The 20,084-nt window shown below is 56.5% G+C and carries 16 protein-coding genes; 10 read left to right on the top strand and 6 right to left on the bottom strand.

The features are described 5' to 3' along the window. The first annotated feature begins 3 nt into the window (after positions 1–3). The 5 genes from ACO0LO_RS27645 (at position 4) to ACO0LO_RS27625 (ending at position 5,197) form a co-directional block, all read left to right on the top strand. Positions 4–768: an SDR family oxidoreductase gene (locus ACO0LO_RS27645; RefSeq protein ID WP_422969526.1), complete on the top strand. Its 765-nt coding sequence runs from the start codon at positions 4–6 to the stop codon at positions 766–768. Positions 769–776: 8 nt separating this feature from the next. Continuing rightward, positions 777–1,223 (top strand): PaaI family thioesterase, encoded by a 447-nt coding sequence (locus tag ACO0LO_RS27640; protein WP_422969524.1) that lies wholly within the window; start codon positions 777–779, stop codon positions 1,221–1,223. A gap of 107 nt (positions 1,224–1,330) precedes the next feature. Next, positions 1,331–2,548, top strand: a complete 1,218-nt coding sequence (locus ACO0LO_RS27635) for an acyl-CoA dehydrogenase (protein ID WP_422969522.1) — start codon at positions 1,331–1,333, stop codon at positions 2,546–2,548. 109 nt (positions 2,549–2,657) lie between these two features. Beyond that, a complete protein-coding gene (locus tag ACO0LO_RS27630) occupies positions 2,658–3,422 on the top strand; it encodes an SDR family oxidoreductase (protein ID WP_422969520.1) in 765 nt (254 codons plus the stop codon). A gap of 74 nt (positions 3,423–3,496) precedes the next feature. Then, positions 3,497–5,197: a long-chain-fatty-acid--CoA ligase gene (locus tag ACO0LO_RS27625; protein ID WP_422969518.1), complete on the top strand. Its 1,701-nt coding sequence runs from the start codon at positions 3,497–3,499 to the stop codon at positions 5,195–5,197. Between the two features lie 173 nt (positions 5,198–5,370). Here the strand turns inward: ACO0LO_RS27625 and sppA are convergent, their stop codons facing one another. The 4 genes from sppA to ACO0LO_RS27605 all read right to left on the bottom strand — a co-directional run bounded on the left by sppA (position 5,371) and on the right by ACO0LO_RS27605 (position 10,146). Next, positions 5,371–7,227 carry a signal peptide peptidase SppA gene (gene sppA, locus ACO0LO_RS27620; RefSeq protein ID WP_422969516.1) on the bottom strand — a complete coding sequence of 619 codons (1,857 nt, stop codon included), beginning with the start codon at positions 7,225–7,227 and terminating at the stop codon, positions 5,371–5,373. A gap of 51 nt (positions 7,228–7,278) precedes the next feature. Then, positions 7,279–8,001, bottom strand: a complete 723-nt coding sequence (locus ACO0LO_RS27615; RefSeq protein ID WP_422969514.1) for a hypothetical protein — start codon at positions 7,999–8,001, stop codon at positions 7,279–7,281. 269 nt (positions 8,002–8,270) lie between these two features. Continuing rightward, entirely contained in the window at positions 8,271–9,281 is a 1,011-nt protein-coding gene (locus ACO0LO_RS27610; RefSeq protein WP_422969512.1) for a S1/P1 nuclease, read from the bottom strand. Between the two features lie 151 nt (positions 9,282–9,432). Then, positions 9,433–10,146 carry a substrate-binding periplasmic protein gene (locus tag ACO0LO_RS27605; RefSeq protein ID WP_422969510.1) on the bottom strand — a complete coding sequence of 238 codons (714 nt, stop codon included), beginning with the start codon at positions 10,144–10,146 and terminating at the stop codon, positions 9,433–9,435. A 274-nt stretch (positions 10,147–10,420) separates the two neighbouring features. Between ACO0LO_RS27605 and ACO0LO_RS27600 the strand changes: the two genes are divergently transcribed. Next, positions 10,421–12,079: a peptide chain release factor 3 gene (locus ACO0LO_RS27600; RefSeq protein WP_422969594.1), complete on the top strand. Its 1,659-nt coding sequence runs from the start codon at positions 10,421–10,423 to the stop codon at positions 12,077–12,079. A gap of 187 nt (positions 12,080–12,266) precedes the next feature. Beyond that, positions 12,267–13,145, top strand: coding sequence for a pirin family protein (locus ACO0LO_RS27595; RefSeq protein WP_422969508.1), 879 nt, complete (start codon positions 12,267–12,269; stop codon positions 13,143–13,145). Between the two features lie 22 nt (positions 13,146–13,167). Here ACO0LO_RS27595 and ACO0LO_RS27590 read toward each other — a convergent pair whose 3' ends face one another. Both ACO0LO_RS27590 and ACO0LO_RS27585 read right to left on the bottom strand, forming a co-directional pair. Then, positions 13,168–14,688, bottom strand: coding sequence for a carotenoid oxygenase family protein (locus ACO0LO_RS27590; RefSeq protein WP_422969506.1), 1,521 nt, complete (start codon positions 14,686–14,688; stop codon positions 13,168–13,170). Positions 14,689–14,726: 38 nt separating this feature from the next. Continuing rightward, positions 14,727–15,167 (bottom strand): DUF2141 domain-containing protein, encoded by a 441-nt coding sequence (locus tag ACO0LO_RS27585; protein WP_422969504.1) that lies wholly within the window; start codon positions 15,165–15,167, stop codon positions 14,727–14,729. Between the two features lie 987 nt (positions 15,168–16,154). On the opposite strand from ACO0LO_RS27585, the gene ACO0LO_RS27580 reads away from it, so the two are divergent. The 3 genes from ACO0LO_RS27580 to ACO0LO_RS27570 all read left to right on the top strand — a co-directional run. Then, positions 16,155–18,776, top strand: a complete 2,622-nt coding sequence (locus ACO0LO_RS27580; protein WP_422969502.1) for a TonB-dependent receptor — start codon at positions 16,155–16,157, stop codon at positions 18,774–18,776. Between the two features lie 270 nt (positions 18,777–19,046). Further along, positions 19,047–19,712, top strand: a complete 666-nt coding sequence (locus ACO0LO_RS27575; RefSeq protein WP_422969500.1) for an energy transducer TonB — start codon at positions 19,047–19,049, stop codon at positions 19,710–19,712. A 174-nt stretch (positions 19,713–19,886) separates the two neighbouring features. Continuing rightward, positions 19,887–20,084: hypothetical protein (locus ACO0LO_RS27570; RefSeq protein WP_422969499.1), on the top strand; the 198-nt coding region annotated here is incomplete at its 3' end.

Genomic DNA, 20,084 nt, shown 5'->3' with positions numbered 1-20,084 from the left:
GCAATGAAGGACCTGTTTGACTTGAGCGGCAAGGTGGCACTGGTGACCGGCGCCAGCCGCGGCATAGGCGAGGCTGTGGCCAAGTTGCTGGCGGCCCGCGGCGCGCATGTCATCGTTTCCAGCCGCAAGGCCGAAGCCTGCGAAGCCGTCGTGGCTGCCATCCGCGAAGCCGGCGGCAAGGCAGAAGCGCGCGCCTGCCATATCGGCGAAATGGCGCAGATCGATGCCCTGATGGCTGGTATCGCCGAGACGCATGGCCGGCTGGATATCCTGGTCAACAATGCAGCGACCAATCCGCATTTCGGCTCCATCCTGGAAACCGATGTCGGCGCTTTCCAGAAGACCGTGGACGTCAACATCCGCGGCTACTTTTTCATGTCGGCCGCGGGGGCGAAGCTGATGATCAAAAACGGCGGAGGCAGCATCATCAATGTCGCTTCCGTCAATGGCGTAATTCCCGGTGCGCACCAGGGCATCTATTCCATCACCAAGGCCGCGGTCATCTCCATGACCAAGGCCTTTGCGCAGGAATGCGCACCGCTGAACGTGCGTGTCAATGCGTTGCTGCCTGGTGCGACCGATACCAAGTTTGCATCTGCACTGTTCCATAACCCGGTGATCATGGAAAAAGCGTTGACCCGCATACCGATGAAGCGCATCGCCGAGCCGGGCGAAATGGCCGGCACCGTGCTGTACCTGGCATCCGACGCTTCCAGCTATACCACCGGCGCCTGCATCAACGTCGATGGCGGCTATCTGATCAGCTAGGAACAGGAATGAGCCACTACGCAGCCAGTAATCCCGACTATGCACAGCAACTGGTCAGCATGGTCTCTGCCATGCCGATGGCCAGATGGCTGGGTTTGCGTTTTGGCGATGTGCGGCCCGGCGCGGTGGAGCTGGAAATTGACTACCGCGACGAGCTGAGCTTTGCACCCGGAAAAATGCAGGCGACTGCCATTTTTGCCGCTGCCGATTTTGCGGCTGTGGCCGCCGCCGGAACGCTGCTACCGGTGGGCTGGATCAATGCCAGCATCGATTGCAGCATAAAGATCGTGGCGCCGGGCGACGGCGAAAAATTACTGGCTCGGGGACGCGTGATCACGCCGGGAAAGCTGATCACGGTGTGTGCAGCCGACGTGTTTTCGGTCAGGGACGGTAAGGAAACACTGTGTGCAACGGCTCTGGCCAGCGCGCGGAATATAGACATGGGGCGGCATTAAGGCTGCCATTATTTTTGTACCAGGGATCACCCGGTCTGACAGGGCCTTTCAAGATCTTTAACTAAGCAGGCATTATTGGCGCATCGCGCCTCATCAAGGAGAAACAGATGGATTTTCAATACAGCTCTAAAGTAAAGGACTTGCAGGCGCGCCTGATCGCTTTCATGGATGCGCACGTTTATCCGAATGAAACCAACTTCTACGCCGAAGTAGAGGCTAACCGCAAAGCGGGCAATCCCTGGATACCGACCAGGATCGTCGAAGAATTGAAGGAGAAAGCGCGCTCCGCTGAATTGTGGAACCTGTTCTTGCCTGAATCCGATCATGGCGCTGGGCTGACCAATCTGGAATACGCCCCTTTGTGTGAAATCATGGGACGCGTCATCTGGGCGCCTGAGGTATTCAATTGTGGAGCCCCGGATACAGGCAATATGGAAGTGTTCGCCCGTTACGGCACCAAGGAACACCAGAAGCAATGGCTGGAACCTCTGCTAAACGGCGAGATCCGCTCCTGTTTCGCGATGACCGAGCCCGCAGTGGCCTCGTCGGACGCTACCAATATCGAGTCTTCCATCGTGCGCGACGGCGATGAATATGTCATCAATGGCCGCAAATGGTGGTCTTCAGGTGCCAACGACCCACGCTGCAAGGTCTTCATCTTCATGGGCAAGAGCGATCCCGACAACGCGGACCGCCATAAGCAGCAGTCGATGATCATTGTGCCGCGCGATACGCCGGGCGTGACGATCAAGCGCAACCTGCCCGTATTTGGCTACGACGATGCGCCGCACGGCCACGGCGAAGTGCTGTTTGAAAACGTGCGTGTGCCGGCATCCAATATCCTGCTCGGCGAAGGCCGCGGTTTTGAAATTGCACAAGGACGCCTCGGGCCTGGCCGCATCCACCACTGCATGCGCCTGATCGGCCTGGCAGAACGCGCGCTGGAAGACATGTGCAAACGTTCGCTGAGCCGCGTTGCCTTCGGCAAGCCGGTAGCGGAGCAAGGCGTGACGCTGGAGCGCATCGCCAACAGCCGCATCCTGATCGACCAGGCGCGTTTCCTGGTGCTGAATGCGGCGCAGATGATGGATACCGTTGGCAACAAGGCGGCAGCAAAGGAAATTGCGATGATCAAGGTAGCGGCGCCGAACATGGCATGCACCGTGATCGACTGGGCGATCCAGGCGCACGGCGGCGGCGGTGTGTCGAATGACTTCGGCGTGGCGTATGCGTATGCGCAGGCCCGCACGTTGCGCCTGGCGGATGGTCCGGATGAAGTACACCGTAACCAGATCGGTAAAATGGAGCTGAAAAAATATCGTTGATACAGAGTAAAGCGAATGGGTAGAGCGTCACTCCGGCTGCGGCCGGCGTGGCGTTTTTGCGTTTCCGGTTTTTATTTTCGTTGGATGCTAACTACGTAAGAGTGAAAAAATGACAGACATCAATTTCCAGAATAAATCCGTACTGGTGACCGGGGCCGCCAGCGGCATAGGTCGCGCTGCAGCCTTGTCGTTTGCCAAGGCTGGTGCCAGCGTCACCGTATCCGACGTTGCCGTCGCCGGCGGGGAAGAGACTGTAGCGATGATATTGGCTGCGGGCGGCAGCGCCAGTTTCGTGCGCGCGGATATTTCCAAGGCCGCCGATGTAGAAGCGCTGATCGCCGCTGTGGTGGAAAAGCACGGCCGGCTGGACTGCGCATTTAACAACGCAGGCATAGAAATCGAGCACCTGCCGTTGGCAGATTCGGATGAGGAAAGCTTCGACAAGATCATGAGCGTGAACGTCAAGGGAGTATGGCTGTGCATGAAGCATGAGATACGCCAGATGCTCAAGCAGGGTGGTGGGACCATCGTCAATACCGCATCGGTAGCCGGCCTGGTCGGTGCGCCCATGCAGCCTATCTATGCCGCCAGCAAGCACGCGGTGGTCGGTCTGACCAAGACCGCTGCCGCCGAATACGGCCGCGCCGGCATCCGCATCAATGCCGTCTGCCCCGGCGTGATCCGCACGCCGATGATGGACCATGCGATAGAGCGCGAACCCCGGCGCGAGAAGATGATACAGAAGCTGCACCCGATAGGACGCATCGGCGAGGCGCAGGAAATCGCCAACGCCGCTTTATGGCTATGCTCTGATTTGTCTTCGTTTGTAACAGGACACCAATTGGCGGTTGACGGGGGCCTCACCGCGATTTAATCTAAAGATGTAAAAATAGTAAGAGGGAAAAATCCCCGCCAGGATAACGATCGCCAAACCTAACGAGAGAGACTATGAAAGAATTTCCCTGGATTAAATCCTATCCCGCGGGCGTGCGCTGGGATGCGGACCTGCCCACGATGCCTGTACCTGTATTGCTGGATAATGCCGCCGCCAAATGGCCGGATAAGCCGGCGCTGGATTTCATGGGCAAGAAAACCAGCTATAGCGAGCTGCAGGAACTGGTAAACCGCGCCGCCAAAGGATTCCAGCAACTGGGTGTGAAGCCGGGTGTGCACGTCGGCTTGTATCTGCCGAATACGCCGCATTACATCATCAGTTTTTTCGGCATCCTGAAGGCCGGCGGCACCGTCGTCAACTATTCGCCGCTGGATGCGGAGAAGGTGCTGGAACATAAGATAGAGGACAGCGAAACCGATATGCTGGTGACGCTGGACATGGCTGTGCTGTATCCGCAGATGGCGAAATTCCTGGGTCGCACCCGGCTGAAGAAACTGATCATCGGCAGCATTGCCGAAATGTCGCCCTATCCTGATGCGGTGCGAGCCGGCCTGGAAAAAGCCAACCAGCTGGTCGCCATTCCGGACGACGGCAGCCATGTCAGCTTCCAGCAATTGCTGGACAACGACGGCAGCCATACGCCGGTGCCGGCGGGCGATCCCAAGGAGACCATCGCCGTGCTGCAATATACAGGTGGCACGACCGGCTTGCCCAAGGGAGCGATGCTGACACACGCCAACCTGACAACGGCTTGCAGCCAGATCATGGAAACACTGAACGTGGAACCGCGGATACTGACCGAAGGCCAGGAACGCGTGCTGGCGGTACTTCCGCTGTTCCATATCTACGCGCTGACGGTTGATATGCTGTTCGGCCTGCGCATGGGGGCGGAAATATACCTGCACACGCGTTTTGATGTGGATGCCGTCGTCAAGGACCTGGCCGGCAAGAAAATTACCGTGTTCCCCGGTGTGCCAACGATGTACACCGCGATCATCAACCACCCGGATATCCGCAGCTTCGACCTGAGCTCGCTGAAGTTTTGCAATTCCGGCGGCGCACCGTTGCCGGTGGAGGTATTGCAGCAGTTCCAGACGCTGACCGGCTGCACGCTGCTGGAGGGCTGGGGCATGACGGAAACTTCTCCCACCGGCACCTTTACGCCGCTGGGAGGCTTGCGCAAATCGGGCTCCTGCGGCCTGCCGACGCCTGGCATCACGTTCAAATTTGCCAGTGTCGATGATCCGGGGCAGTTCGTGGGCATAGGCGAGCGCGGCGAGATCTGCGTGGCCGGCGGCAATATCATGAAAGGCTACTGGAAGAAACCGGATGCCACCGCCGAAGTGATGACGGCAGACGGTTTCCTGCGGACCGGCGACGTCGGCTATATGGATGAAGACGGCTTCATCTATATCGTGGACCGCACCAAGGACATGATCCTGTGCGGCGGCTACAACGTCTATCCGCGCAATATCGAGGAAGCGATCTACGAGCATCCTGCGGTCGCGGAAGTCAGTGTCATCGGCGTGCCGGATGCCTACCGTGGCCAGTCGCCGAAGGCCTTCGTCAAGCTGAAGGCAGGTGTTGCCGCCATGACGCTGGAAGAAATGAAAGAATTCCTGAAGAGCAGGCTGGGCAAGCACGAGATGCTGCAGGAACTGGAGATTCGCGCCGAGCTGCCGAAAACCCCGGTCGGAAAGCTGTCGAAGAAGGAGCTGTACGAAGAAGAGGCTCGCAAGCGGGCTGCTGCCTGATCGGAAAATCGCGGTTTCAGGCAAAAAATAGCCTGTTTGCCGCGATTTTTGCGGGAATATACTTTACTATTTTTGTCGGGTTTTAGGTTTTGGAAATGAAAAAGCCCCGGCAGCGTTGATGGATTTCAATGCTGCCGGGGCTTTTGTTTGGCTGCTTGCCAGAGTCTAATGCATCAGGGTTCGCGGCACAGGCAGTGCGTCAGCGCCAGGTAGTTCTTGCGGCCATTGGTCAGGTCGGTCAGCCAGGCCAGATCGCCGGCGATCTCGCGTGCCGCGTCCGGCGGGATACCGGTCGGCACGATGGCTAGCTTGAACTGGTCTTGCAATACCTGCGACACGGTGCCGCCGAACAGGTTGAATACCTTGTCCAGCTTGCCGGGCTCGCGCTCAATATAGCTGACGCGGTAGTCGGTGCCCAGCTTGGCGCGTGCGGCTGCAGATTTCAGCGCGTCGCCGTAGCTGCCGACCGTGTCCACCAGCCCGCGCTCCTTGGCCTGCTGCCCGGTCCATACGCGGCCCTGGGCCACGGCGTCTATTTTCTCCGGCGTGGTCTTGCGCGCCTTGGCCGCCTTGCCGGTGAATTCCGCATAAATATTATTGATGCCCGACTGGATGACTTCGCCAAAGCGCGGGTCCAGCGGACGCAGCGGATTGAAGGCGTCGCTGAGCCAGGTGGTGGTAGTGCCGCCGGTGTGCACGCCTATCTTGTCGATGGCCTTGTCCGCCGTCGGCAGGATCGCAAACACGCCTATGGAGCCGGTGATGGTAGTGGCGTCGGCAATCACCTCATCGGACGCCATCGAGATCCAGTAGCCGCCCGACGCTGCCACATTACCCATGGAAACGACGACCGGCTTGCCGGCGGCACGGGTCAGTTCCAGTTCGCGGCGTATCAGTTCCGAGCCGAAGGGGCTGCCGCCGGGGGAGTTGATGCGCAATACGATGGCCTTGATCTGGTCGTCTTCCCTGGCCTTGCGGATCAGGTTGGACGTGGATAGGCCGCCGATTTCGCCGGCGGGCGCATTGCCGTCGCTGATATCGCCTTCAGCGATGACCACACCGACCGCATTGCCGAGCAGCTTGGGTTTGATGCTGGCTTGGTAGTCGTCAAAGGAAACCTGGCGGAAGCTTTTGATTTCATCGTCCCGCACGCCGCGCGCGATCATCAGCTGGCGCAGTTCGTCGCGGGTTTTCAGTCCGTCCACCAGCTTGTCGGCCAGTGCCAGCTTTCCTGGATCACCGCCTACCGCGGCCAGTTGCTGCGGCAGCTCGTTGATATTGCGCATGATGCTGCCGGCTTCCAGCTTGCGGGATTTTTCCACGTCGCCGGTATAGCTGGCCCACATCGCATTGTATAAAAAGCTTTCTGCTTCACTCGCCGCAGCCGAAGGTTCATTGGCGATATACGGTTCGGCAAAGCTCTTGTAGGTGCCGACCTTTATCAGGTTGACGGTGATGCCCAGCTTGTCCAGCGCATCGCGATAGTAATTGCGATAGCGGCCGAAGCCGGTCAGCATGATATTGCCCATGGGGTGCATATAGACCTCGCTGGCGTGCGCCGCTACCAGGTACTGGCGCTGGTCATAGCTGGAGCCCCAGGCGATAACGGGTTTGCCGCTGGCCTTGAAGCGGTCTATCGCCGCCGCTACTTCGCGCAGCATCGGCAGGCCGGCGCCCTGCAAGTCGTCCAGCAGCAGCACGGCACTAGTAATCTTGGGATCCTTGGCCGCCGTATCCAGCACCTGCAGTACATCGCGCAGCTGCACGGTTTTCTTGCTGTCGCCTTTGGCTTCCGCCAGCACCGTATCGCGCACGCTGCCGGAATTTTGTTCTACCAGCTGGCCCTTGAGGTCGAGCAGCAGCGAAGTTTTTTCTTCCAGCTTCTTCGACCCGCTGGTGGCAACGCCTACGGCCAACGCCACCAGGATCAGCAGGAAAATCAGGTTGAAGACAGCGCGCCGCGCGCCGTCCAGCACGCGCCAGAACATGCTGAAGCTGCGGCGTATGAAGCCGGGTGATGATGAGGACATCAATATTTCCTTGGAGAGCGTCAATAGGGCCTGAACAGGGCAGGAGCCGCGTCAGAATACGTATTGTAAACGCAGGGAGAGCATATTGCCGTGGCTACCGTAAATACTGCCCCTCAAGTAGGCCAGCTGGTATTTGAATGCCTGCGAGGGGCCCACCGGCAGGGCGCCGGAGAGCACCGGGCCGGCACGGTGCGATTGCCGCTCGCGCACCCAGTGGTTCCAGTCGCCCAGTTCACCGAAACCCTGGACACCGGTCTCCAGCAGGGCATTCCAGCGGTATTTCGCCTGCCACTGGTATTGCAGCTGGGTAGTGCCGTTATCATCGGCATGGAAAACCCGTTCGAAGAACAGGTTGGCGTTGAGTTGCAGCCTGCCGACCTCGGTTTGCAGCGCCGGGCCGATTTCCAGCGTATAGCCGTCGCCCGGATTGTGCGCGCGCGCCAGGTTGGTATGTAGCGCCAGGTCAAATGGGTATTGTCCCTGCGTCAGCAGATAATCGTTTTGCCAGTTCCAGGTATCCAGGTTGAGGTCGGAATGGGAGCCGATGTAGCTGGCATACAGCTCGGTGTACCAGCGCGATGTCACACCATAACCGAAGCCTATTTCCGGCCAGATGGTTTCGCGGCTGCCGTCGTATTGGGTGGTCCAGTACCTGAAGTCGATCGATCTTTCGCCCTTGTTGTCGTAGACGCTGACGAGGTAATAGCCGGGATTGGCCAGTGCAGATGCACAGTTTGCGAACAGGATTACAGCCAAAGCCAGGCTTTTTGTCATCGGACTACCTTATCTCTTGGACCAGCGTTGAGTGTGCCGCAGCCTGTGGATCGGCGTGGGCAAAGGAATCTGAAGGCTACGGTCAAGTATGGGCACAGTTTAATTGTTTGCGCAATATATCGATTCTCTTCCGGTGCTTATTTGTGAGCGGATTTGCAACAGCAGGGAACGAGGGGGAGAGCGGGGGAAGGGTTTTTGGTTTGCAGCCGGACAACCGGAAGATGGTCCGGCCAGGACATTGCATCCGGGCCGGGCGTCGTGTGCAGTGCTTAGTCCGGCCAGATGGCCTGCAACAGCTGCGCCAGGTGGGCGCCGCCATTGGCGAGTGCGTCTTCTTTCATCGTATACATCAGCTTTTCATATTCCAGCGGTAGGGCGATGGACCAGCTTGGGCCTTTGGCTCCCATGCTTGCCTTGCTGAAGGCGGTACCCTGGTACAGCACACGGGCGGCCTTGATGCTGTCGTCCGCCCAATCCACCGGCCATTGTTCAAACGGCGAGGTATCCCTGGCGACTGTCCTGGCTTTTTTGATCAGGCTGTCATTGGCGCGGCCGCGCTTGAAATTCTGCGGCACGTCGTCCCACATGGAGTGCAGGTTGCCACAAGGGCACATCAGCACATTTCCGCCCACGGTGTTGGTGGTTTTGTCGAATTTTCCTTCATCCGGATTGATGACCTTGCCGCTCGCATCCAGGTAAATCGAACCTACGTGCAGGGGCTGGTGGACGTCGCCGACGTAGTGCGTCAACAGGATCAGCGCTTCCTTTTCATCCTTGATCTGGAAGGGCGCTGGCGCGGGTTTGCCTTCCAGTATTTGCACCATGGCCTGCATTGCATGGACGATGTCGTGGTCGCTGGTGCCGGCATAACCTGTTTTGTAATGGTCATGCTGCAGCGATACGTCGGTATAGTGGTACTGCTTATGGCAGTTTTCTTCGTCCGCGCCGGGGTGGCAGTTGCTGTTGTTGCGGCGTACGAAGTCGCTCATCGCAGCCATGCCTTCCGGGGTTTCAAACGGTGCGCATTCAGGGTATCTGCCGGCGGAGGTATAGGCAAAATCCTTGTCGGGGCTGACGCCTTTGGCGCAATCCGCCCAGATCGACATTTTTTCCAGTGTGGCGCCGCCGAGCAGGGTCTTTACTTTTTCTCCGGCCTTGGTGCCGGCCAATAGCGCGTCGGCGACTGCGCCTATGGACTGGTGGCCGTCAGGGCCAAAGGCGAAGCTGAACTGCGGCAGGCAAAGTGCGCTGAATAGCAAAGCGAGGAAATATTTTTTCATATATATCTCGGATGGAGAATGATTGAAGGGAAAGCAGCGTCATCGCATGGTGGCGAAGGCGCACAGCATAGCATTTCTTTGTGGGAATGAAGCAGGTGTTTTGGTATCCGATTGTTGCCCCGAGAGGACGGGGTACGAGGCGGAGGCTGACTTACTTTTGCCTGGCTTTTATCTCGCCGGCCTCAATCATCAGCATCTCGAGAGTGCCGTCTTTTTTCATGTCTTCGATTGTGCGTTTGAACCGGGGTGCTATTGCCCTGTGCTTGTCGTTCAGGTACATGTAGGTGTCTACGGTATCGACCATGCCCAGCCTCGCAAGCTGGCCTTCCAGGCGCATCTGGCTTATCTTTTGTTCAACGCCGCGTGAATCCGAGGTGATGAAATAGCCCGCCCTGTCCGCCAGCACCATGTTCAGGCCGGATTCGACCGAATGGGTAGGCAGCAGATTGCTGCCCATTTTTGCGCTTAGTTTGCTGGTGACGGTTTTTGATCCGAACAGGTGGATGACAGGCTGCCCCTGCGCGGCCAGTTCATCCCAGGAGTTTACCCTGGCGCTGCCGGGTTTGCCCCAGGCGACGAAGCTGGCTGGGAACAAGGGAGCGTCTATCCGTAAATGCCGGGGATTTTGGCCGTCGGTGGCAAAATTGAAGATCCTGTAATTTTCACCGTCCGCCTCGCCCGACTCGACCATCGCGGCAGCCCTGGCAGGTGGGAAGAACCTCAGTGTGCACGTGTATTGCAGGCGCCGGCATATTTCATTATTGGTTTTTTCAAACAGCTGGAACAAGCTGGGGCGCTCTACCGGGTCGACCAGAGTCACGAACTGCAGGCGCAGCTGTTCGGCCGACAAAGCCTGTGCAGGCATCGCCATCGCAGCGAGCGAAACCAGGGCAAACAGCAGGGCGGGATGGAAAGTAGCGCGGAACGGCCAGGACCGGAAGGATACTATGCTAAAGCGGCAGAGCTTTACCGGACAGGTTGTCATCTTGGATAGCAATTGGCGTGGTGGCAGGATGTCAGCTTAACATAATCATACGAACCCTTGCTTTCCTGCAGGAAAAGCCCGGTGAATTCGACTTACGCTCCAAGAACCGCTAAACTGGCACCCTTTCGCATAAAGCATCGATACCGTGTCCGACATCACTCCCCCCACCGAATCCGCAGAAATCCTGGAGCCAGCAGAAAACAGGCATGTTTCCAGCGATCTTATCACTCGCGAAGTCGCGCGTCGCCGTACTTTCGGTATTATTTCCCACCCGGATGCAGGTAAAACCACGCTGACGGAGAAACTGCTGATGTTTTCCGGCGCGATCCAGCTCGCCGGCACTGTCAAGGCGCGCAAGAGCGGCCGCCATGCAACGTCGGACTGGATGGAGATTGAAAAGCAGCGTGGTATTTCGGTCGCCAGCTCGGTCATGCAGTTTGAATACCGCGATCACGTTGTCAACCTGCTTGATACGCCGGGCCACCAGGACTTCTCCGAAGATACCTACCGTGTGCTGACGGCTGTCGATTCTGCATTGATGGTGATCGATGCGGCCAAGGGTGTGGAAGAACAGACGATCAAGCTGCTGAACGTATGTCGCATGCGTAATACGCCCATCATTACCTTCGTCAACAAGATGGACCGTGAGACACGCGATCCGCTGGAGCTGCTGGATGAGCTGGAGTCGGTGCTGAAGATACAATGCGCACCGGTGACCTGGCCTATCGGCATGGGCAAGACCTTCCGCGGGGTGTATCACATCCTGCGCGACGAGATCATGCTGTTTGCCGCCGGCAGCGACCGCGCCGACCAGCAGTTTGAAGTGTTGAAGGGGATTGATAACCCACGTCTGGCGGAGATGTTCCCGCTGGAGATAGAACAGCTGAAGATGGAAGTGGAGCTGGTGCATGGCGCCTCCCATCCTTTCGATCTGGATGCTTTCCTGGCCGGCACGCAGACGCCGGTTTTCTTTGGTTCCGCGATCAACAACTTCGGCGTACGGGAAATCCTGAACGCGCTGCTGGACTGGGCGCCTGCGCCGCGCCTGCGCGATGCGACAGTGCGTGCGGTGGAACCTATGGAAGTACCGTTCTCCGGTTTCGTGTTCAAGATCCAGGCGAATATGGATCCGGCGCACCGCGACCGTATCGCCTTCCTGCGCGTGTGTTCAGGCCGCTTCGAGCGCGGCATGAAACTCAAGCATCTGCGGTTGAGCCGCGACATCAAGGTCTCCAGCGTGGTTACCTTCATGGCGTCCAGCCGCGAGCAGGTGGAAGAGGCTTACGCAGGCGACATCATCGGCCTGCCCAATCACGGCAATATGCAGATCGGCGACAGCTTCTCCGAAGGAGAATTGCTGCAATTTACGGGCATCCCGTATTTTGCGCCGGATTTCTTCCGTACCGCGCGCATTCTGAATCCGATGAAAACCAAGCAGCTGCAAAAAGGTTTGCAGCAGCTGGGCGAAGAGGGCGCGGTGCAGGTATTCAAGCCGGTCAATAGCGGCGACCTGGTGCTGGGCGCGGTCGGCGTGCTGCAGTTTGAAGTGGTTGCCAGCCGCCTTAAAAATGAATACGGCGTCGATGCGGTATTTGAAGGCACCAGCATCAGCAGCGCGCGCTGGGTGACGTGCGAAGACAAGAAAATGCTGGCCGATTTCGAAAGATCCAGCGCGGGGCACAACCTGGCGCATGATGCCGCCGGCAATCTGGCCTACCTGGCGACGTCTGGCGTCAACCTGCGCCTGACGCAGGAGCGCTGGCCGCAAGTGGTGTTCCACGCCACGCGTGAACACGCTGCCAAGCTCGATTAAGGTTTCGTCCCGCTGCACATTTCCTCCTTGCGGAAACCGGCTTGCCGGTTTCCGCTTGCCGCTTTACCTTCTCACGCCATACCCACGCCGGCCTTGCAATTAACGCAATGCGGGACATTTGCGCGATAATATATCTTTCCAGCTTGTTTCCCGGCCTGTCGTACCTGGCCATCCACCGGAGGAATTCATGAGCAGCATCAGCCACCTTATCCACGGACATACCCGCGACATCGGTTTTCCGGTGAAACGCCTGCTTCCGTCGATGGAAGCCAGGACCGTAGGGCCGTTCGTATTTTTCGACCACATGGGGCCGGTGTCTTTCGAGAGCGGCACCACCGAAGGCGACGTGCGGCCGCATCCGCATATCGGCCTGGCGACGGTGACCTACCTGTTCACCGGTGCGATGATGCACAGGGACAGCCTGGGCAGCGTGCAGCTGATTACGCCTGGCGATGTCAACTGGATGTCTTCGGGCTGCGGCATCGTGCATTCGGAACGCATTCCCGAAGAAGTGCGCGCGCAGGGAGCGGTGGTGCAGGGTTTGCAGATGTGGGTGGCGCTGCCGCAGAAAGACGAGGAGATGAGCCCCGGCTTCTGGCATTATCCCGCGGCCGACCTGCCGTCGTTCGATGTCGGCGGCGCCAGGCTGCATCTGCTGGCCGGCACCGCTTTTGGCCACACCTCGCCGGTAAAGACGCACAGCCAGACGCTGTACATTGCCGCTACGTTGCAGAAAGGCGTCACGCTGCAAGTGCCTGCAGAGTATGCCGAGCGTGCTGTCTACATCGTGACCGGCTCCGCGACGCTGGACGGCCAGGTGCTGGAGGCAGGCACGCTGGCGGTGCTGGAGCAGGGGGCGGCGGCAGATTTGACCGCCGGGCAGGAGACGGTGCTGATGATACTGGGCGGCGAGCCCGTGGATGGCAAGCGCTTCTTGTGGTGGAACTTTGTGTCCAGCTCCAAGGAGCGCATAGAGACTGCCAAATTTGCCTGGGCCAGCCAGCAGCAGGATGTATTTCCCAATGTACCGGGAGAGACCGAGTTCATCCCTCTGCCGGACCATTAAGCCCCTCACTGCCCGCTGCTGGTCAGCCTTTGACGAAATTGCCGTGCAAGCCCAAGGGCAGTGCATATGGTAGTGTGGCTTGTGCAACAGGGCCGTCCGCCAGCCTGTCCGATGCGAAACAGCTGAGGCGCGTCACTCCTTTTTTTAAATCCAGGCTGGTGCCCAGCAGCCAGCCTGCAGCACCCGCTGCTGAGCCGGGTTCGGGGACGAACAGGTGTTCTTCGACGATGCATTCGGCTCCATAAGAAAATTTATCCGTTTTTCCGCTTTCCATATTCGTCCTGGCGACCGCGCCGAATCCTGGGCGGCCTGCCTGCGAATCCGATGCGTGATATAGGTATTGATGCCGGTACCCGGTCAGGCGCGGATCGATGCGTGGAAATTCTGAATCGATGGCAAGCAGCTGCTGGCTTGCCTTGCCGCTTGCGGTATCAATGCGGACCTGGGCGATGTGGTGCAGCGCAGAGCGCATAAAGCGGCCGCGCATGATATCGCGCGTTTCCTGGAATAAAATCTCCGGCCCTTCCGTGCGGATATAGTCGATGCGGATGACACCTTGAGCATCTTCCCATGCATTGCCAACGTGGAACAGGAAGCCCGCCGGCAATGCTGTCCATTGCCGTTTGTTCCAGTCGTTTTTATCGATGACCAGCACGCGCATGCCGAGCTCGGGCCGCCATACGTGCGAGTCCAGATAGCTGCTGCCTTGCCGGAATTTGTCGAGGTCGAATACCAGCGGCGGCAGCAGGAAAACCAGGTGTCTGTCTGTCACTGCAAAGTCGTGCACCATCGATATCTGCGGAATCCGGATGGCGTCTGCCTTGAGCAGATTTCCTGTCTTGCCGATCTGGTACAGCACCATCGTGTCGTCCGCCATGCTGATGCCGAAGTTCCAGAGCGTGCCGTCCGGATCCGTCCTCGGGTGGGCGGAGAAGGGCACTGCTGCCAGGTCGTCTCGCCATACCTTGGTACCGCGCGTCTGCAGCGTCAGCGGGTCCATGCGGTACGCAGAACCGCCTTCCCACAGCGCCAGCAATTCGCCGTTCAGCGCCATCACGCTGGTATTGGCCACGTTGAGAGAATCCGGCGAATTGGGGGCGAGGGCGTCCGGGAAGCTGGTGCCGAACGCGGCGAACAGCCGCTTGCCGGCGGCGGACTCGGCCTGGTATTTGTCCGTCCGCACAATTTTTCCTATGTGCCCGACCTCGCTGCCGCCGATCGCAAAGCGCTGTATCATGCCGTCGCCGTCAAACCAGTGATGATAGCGCTGGCCGCCCAGTTCATGCACTGCAGGGCCGTTACGGTACAGTGCTCCGTGTACCGCTGCTGGAAAGCGGCCGGTGACTTCAGCTGTTCCTGCCAGGTCCTTGGAAGCTGAATGGTAGGCGCGCGCCCAAGGCGATGTTTCCTCTGCCTGCGCGAACTGTCTTGCCCAACTGTCGGGTACGGATGAGGTTGCGGATTCAGCCGCAGAAGCGAACTGTGAGAACAAGGGCGTGAATGCACTGGCGCCGGCCAGTTTCAGGAAATTGCGTCGTTGCATGGCTTCTCCGTCATTGGATTGGTTTTTGCTGCGCGGTATCAGCGCAGGTCTATGCTGATTTCACGGTTGTCGCTGATCGTTAATGCCGCCGATTCAAAGTCGGGCGGCCCCATTTTGCCCATCGCATTATTGGAAAAACCGTAGCGCTCCACCGGAACGCCCAGCATATTGCTGTCCATCTTTCCATTACGGTTCTCGTCCTGGAATACCGAAACGGCATAGCGTCCCGCAGGCAGGTTTTTAAAAATAAAAACACCTGGATCCTGTACGGCGGCAATCATCTGCGCGCCGAACTGCTTGTCCATTTTCTGGAATGATTCAGCGGAGTTGAACAGCGCCAGCATCAGCACACCATTCTGTGCGCGCAGGTTTTTTACATTGACGGTGAGATCTGCTGCATGGGACGAATTTGCTGCAATCCCGAGCACCAGAACCGCGAAGCCTGCTGTCGCCAGTTTGTGTAAAGAGTGCGGTTTCATTTCTTTCTCCTTTGAGTGATGTCGGCCGTGTGGCGGATGTGTTCAATGTAAGCGCCGTTGCGAAAGCGCTCTACCCCAAAGGGACGAAAGTGGGAAATCTGTGCGTGAAGTGTCTGAAAATTCGACCGGACGGTAGTGACGCCTGGGGGGCAAGATATTTGCCGATTGGAAGCTGTGTTTGCTGGGGTGTTGCTTGATGAAGCGAGTTCTAGTACCACTTTCAACCCACTCTGTTTCATAAGGTTGGCTTTTTCCCTTGCTTACTTGCTCAGGCAAAGGACCGACGAAAAGAATATAGCCATTTTTAGCCTGGCGTTTCGCTCCGTAGACGGAGTTTTTCTGCCGCTGCGGCGCTTATCCGGTGCGCCGGATCAAGAGAAAGCGGTCAATTGAAGTCTTATTTTAAAGGCCAGATAAAAATAGACTGGGAGCAGCATAAGGATATTTGTTTTTTATGAAAAAAATGATAAGTCCAGTTGTTCTAGAACACGCTTGTTGTTTTTAAAAACAATATAAAAAACAGGCGCTTATGGAAGTTTATTAATTAATATTATTAATACCAATACTTTATTCGATAATACCACGTAGATACCGCTTGACAGCCACTTTCCAGAAATCTAAAGTTGCTTTCAATCGACGTTTCCACCACAAATATCCGGAACTGGATAGTGCTGGAAGCTTGCGGAACATGAGGGCAAGGTAGAAAAAGATCCTCGTTCTATCGCTGCAGCACAGCCTTTTGTGCGCATGCAAGCACTTGCAGGCAGATGCTTTTTAGTCAGGCAATGGGGTCACGGTTCAGTCCCAGCGTCTAGATAAGTGGCATCTAAGTGGCGTCTGATTTACACATAGATTGGTTACGTAGGCGTTGTATTGAAAGGCTCAGCCGTGTGCTGTACTGGTTCACAACATCACGGACGAGCATAAGGTGGTTTTTACTAAAACTGGCCGGTTATGCATCCAAAGGCCAACATCGAGGGGGAGTAAATGAAAAGCAAATTAACACCAATCGCATCCGCAGTTGCACTACTCGTAATGAGCGCAGCGACTTCGGCGTACGCTCAGCAAGCAGATGCCAATCCGCAAGAAATTGTCGTGACAGGCATTCGTGCGTCGCTGCAGCAATCTCTAAATCAAAAACGTAATGCTGACTCTGTTGTGGAAGTCGTGACAGCGGAAGATATAGGCAAAATGCCGGACAAGAACGTCGCCGACGCGATTCAGCGTTTGCCGGGCGTGAATACCCAGTCGTCCGCCGGGGGTGAAGGGGGCTTCGGTGAAAATGACCGCGTCAGCCTGCGTGGCACCAGCCCCAGCTTGCAACAAACCTTATTCAACGGCCATGCGATCAGTACCGGAGATTGGTTTGTATTGAATCAGTTCGGTGGTAACGTTGGCCGTAGCAGCAGCTTCTCACTGCTGCCTTCAGAATTGGTCAGCTCAGTGGTCGTCAAGAAGAGTGCGACAGCGGATCTGGTTGAAGGCGGAGTGTCCGGTGCCATTGATGTCATCACGCGCCGTCCGCTGGACTTTAAAAAGCAATTGACTGTTGAAGGCTCTGTCCAGGCGGTGTACAACGACCTGGCTAAAAAAACCGAACCGCAATTTAGTGGCTTGATCAACTGGAAGAATGATTCCAACACTCTAGGTGTCTTGGTTCAAGGCTTTTCGGAAAAAACTTCCGTCCGTCGTGACGGTCAAGAAATTCTGGGTTACACCAACATAGATCCTAAGAGTGCCGCAGCTCTTGCGCATCCCGATTTGGCTGGTGTAAAAGTGCCCACTTTTATCGGCGCCACTCTATTTGAGCAGACAAAGAAACGCAATGGCGGCGCATTCGATATTGAGTTAAAGCCTAATAGAGATCTGACCCTGGATGTCAATGGCTTCTACTCGAAACTGGAAGCTCCTCATCAGAATACAAACTTCCTGGCGGCGCCTGCCAACTCCATCAATAGCAGCAACCTGGTGCCAACGTCCTATACAGTCAGGAACGGCACGCTGGTGGCGGCCAACTTTACCAGCAACTCCGGCGAGGTGGACAATATCTATCGCCCGGAAGCAGGCGGTGAATCTTATTACGTGGATTTCAACGGGAAATTCCGGGTTACTTCCGACTTTACTATTTCGGGCAAGGCCGGCATGACGCATGGCGAGGGCTTCGATCATAAGGACGTCTACTACCAGAATAATGTGAATGGTGGCATGAATTACGTACTTAACGGATTGACTCCAGCCACCGTTTCTTATCCTGGCGGTACTACTAATGTTCCTGGCAGTACTGCCTGGGCAGGCGGTGGTGAAGCGCAGTCTGTGGACAAAGAAACCTATGCCCAGGCTGACGGTGAATTAAAATTGAGAGAAAGTGTATTCGAATCCATCAAATTCGGCGCCCGTTTCACTGACCATAAACGCTCTGCTGAACATCCTCTGGATACTCGTCCTGGTCCTGTGGGTTTTACCAATCCAGGTCCGGCCTGGTCGGGTCAGATGTATCCGAGCGATTTCGGATCCAATCTGGGAGGCTCGCTGTCATCTAACTATTTTAAGTATGATGGTGCGGCATTGGCTGCATGGGGTGCAGTTCCAGGTAACCGTTTGCTGGATTATACGGTCCGCCATAACTGGACTGACGAATTCAAGGTGCAGGAAAAAACCTCTGCAGTGTATGCAATGGCTAACCTCGGCGGCGATAAATGGAGCGGTAATTTCGGTGTGCGCGCCATTCAGACCAAGCAAAATACACTTGTAAATCTCGCTGGAGGCCCGAATCCCATTGTAGGTTCCGCTTTTGGTCCTTACACGCCAACTACCTATGAACGCACATATACCGATGTGCTGCCAAGTGCAAACTTCAAATATGATGCGAGCGCCGACCTGGTCATCCGTGCCGCGATTGCGAAAACAATGTCTCGTCCGGATTACAGCGCACTCGGCGGTTCCGTATCACTGAACGACGACGCATTAAGCGGCAGCGGCGGCAACGTCAATTTGAATCCAGTTCGTTCGAATAACTTTGATCTCGGTGCAGAATGGTACTTTGCGCCAAAATCACTGGTATCAGTAGGATTCTTTTACATGGACCTGACGTCTGTTGTGGCGCAAGGCACAACGACCGCCACTTACTTCAATAACAAGCGTGGTACGGACACGGTCTATCAAATTACCTCACCTTACAATACCAGTGGTAAAAACAAAGGCGTCGAACTGAGCTATCAACAGCCCATACTCGGTAATTTTGGTGTGCTGACTAACTACACCTATGCAGACGGTAAGCTGACGGATGGCACAGAACTGTTGAACTCTTCCAAGCAAACTTATAACGTCACGGGTTTCTACGAGGATGCAAAGTTCAGCGCACGCCTGGCTTACACTTATCGTTCCTCGTATAAAGCAGGTGTGGACCGCGGCGCCAGCCAACACGTTGACGGTAGCGGCACCTTGGCCGGTTCCATCAACTACAATTTGTCCGACAATTTGACGCTGACTTTTGATGCACTTAATTTGACCAATACCACGATCAAAATGTATGCGGAAAATGTAGATCAACCACGTGCTTTCTATTCCAACGGACGTACGTTCTACGTTGGACTGCGAGCCAAGATGTAAGTGTTCGGCAGGGTGATCGTGACGCTGTAAGATAAGTCATGAAACTCCCTGCATTCAGTTATCTTTTTCTCTATTGCGGCGATGCTGTGATCGTGGAAAAGAGCTGGATTTTTAGATAAGTATTTTCAAGCAGGATTAAGCAGGACTGCGCAAGAATTTTTGCAAGGTCTTGCTTTTTTTAAACATGGGTGTTGCAAGTCTAGTGCTGTGTTGAACAACGAATTGCGTATCCGAAAAGGGGCGCCGTAGTAGAAACAACTGGAGTAGTGCATGGATTTTTCGGATCGACAGCAAGAGCCCGGCAAGAAGTTTACGGGCTTGGCGCTGGTAGTAGTATTTCACTTGGCGTTGGTATATGCCTTGCTGAACGGATTGGGACACAAGATACTGGAAGTGGTCCAAAAGCCGTTGGAAACCAAGATAGTAGAGGAGGTGAAGCCGCCGCCACTGCCGCCGGAAACGCCACCGCCGCCGCCGCCCAAACTGGCCGCGCCGCCGCCGCCGTTCATCCCGCCGCCGGAAGTCCAGGTGCAGCCGCAAGTACAACAGCCGACGATCGTCTCGACGCAAGTCAAGCCGACTACGGACGTACTGCCTAAAACGGTGACAGCGCCTGTAGACGCACCGGTGAAGGCCTCGACAGGACCGGTATCGGTAGCCGCAGTGATCGACTTCAATGCCGCAGGCTGCAAGCCAGAATGGCCGCGCGCCTCGCTGCGTAACGAAGAAACAGGCACTGTAGGACTGGCCGTGTTGATCGGCGCAGACGGCAGCGTATCAGACGTCAAGATTGAAAAATCCAGCGGATTTAGAAATCTGGACAATGCAGTAAAAGCCCAACTGATGTCGGGCAGCTGCAAAAACAAACCAGGCACAGTCGATGGCAAACCGCAACAGCTCTGGACCAAGGTCAATTACGTATGGCGTCTCGAATAGTCTTGTGTGCTGATTAAGCTACTGCGCGGGTCGATTTCCGGCCTGTGGTGCTCGACGTACTAAAGTACGACTGCGCTCCTCGGCCAGAACTCGGCCCGCTCGCTACGCTTACTCAGCACACGGTAGTGCTGTGGTAGGAACGAAAAACATTTTTAAATTTAAGGAAGTACTTGCATGAAAACTTCAGTTTTTACAGAGATCAAATCTGCCTTTGCCATTGGCCTGCTGGCCTTGTGCAGTGTGATAGCCTTCGTCGCTGCGCCACAAGCAACAGCAGCAGATGCAGCCTCCGCCACAGCTGCTGCGCCAGCAGCAGCGCCTGCAGCAGACGCAGCCCCGGCAGCAGCGCCGACTGACGTCGCAGCCCCAGCG

Origin of the sequence: Undibacterium sp. TJN25 (genome assembly GCF_049339885.1) — a bacterium.
In the GTDB taxonomy this organism is placed as follows: Bacteria; Pseudomonadota; Gammaproteobacteria; order Burkholderiales; family Burkholderiaceae_D; genus Undibacterium.
This window is presented reverse-complemented; position numbering and strand designations above follow the sequence as displayed.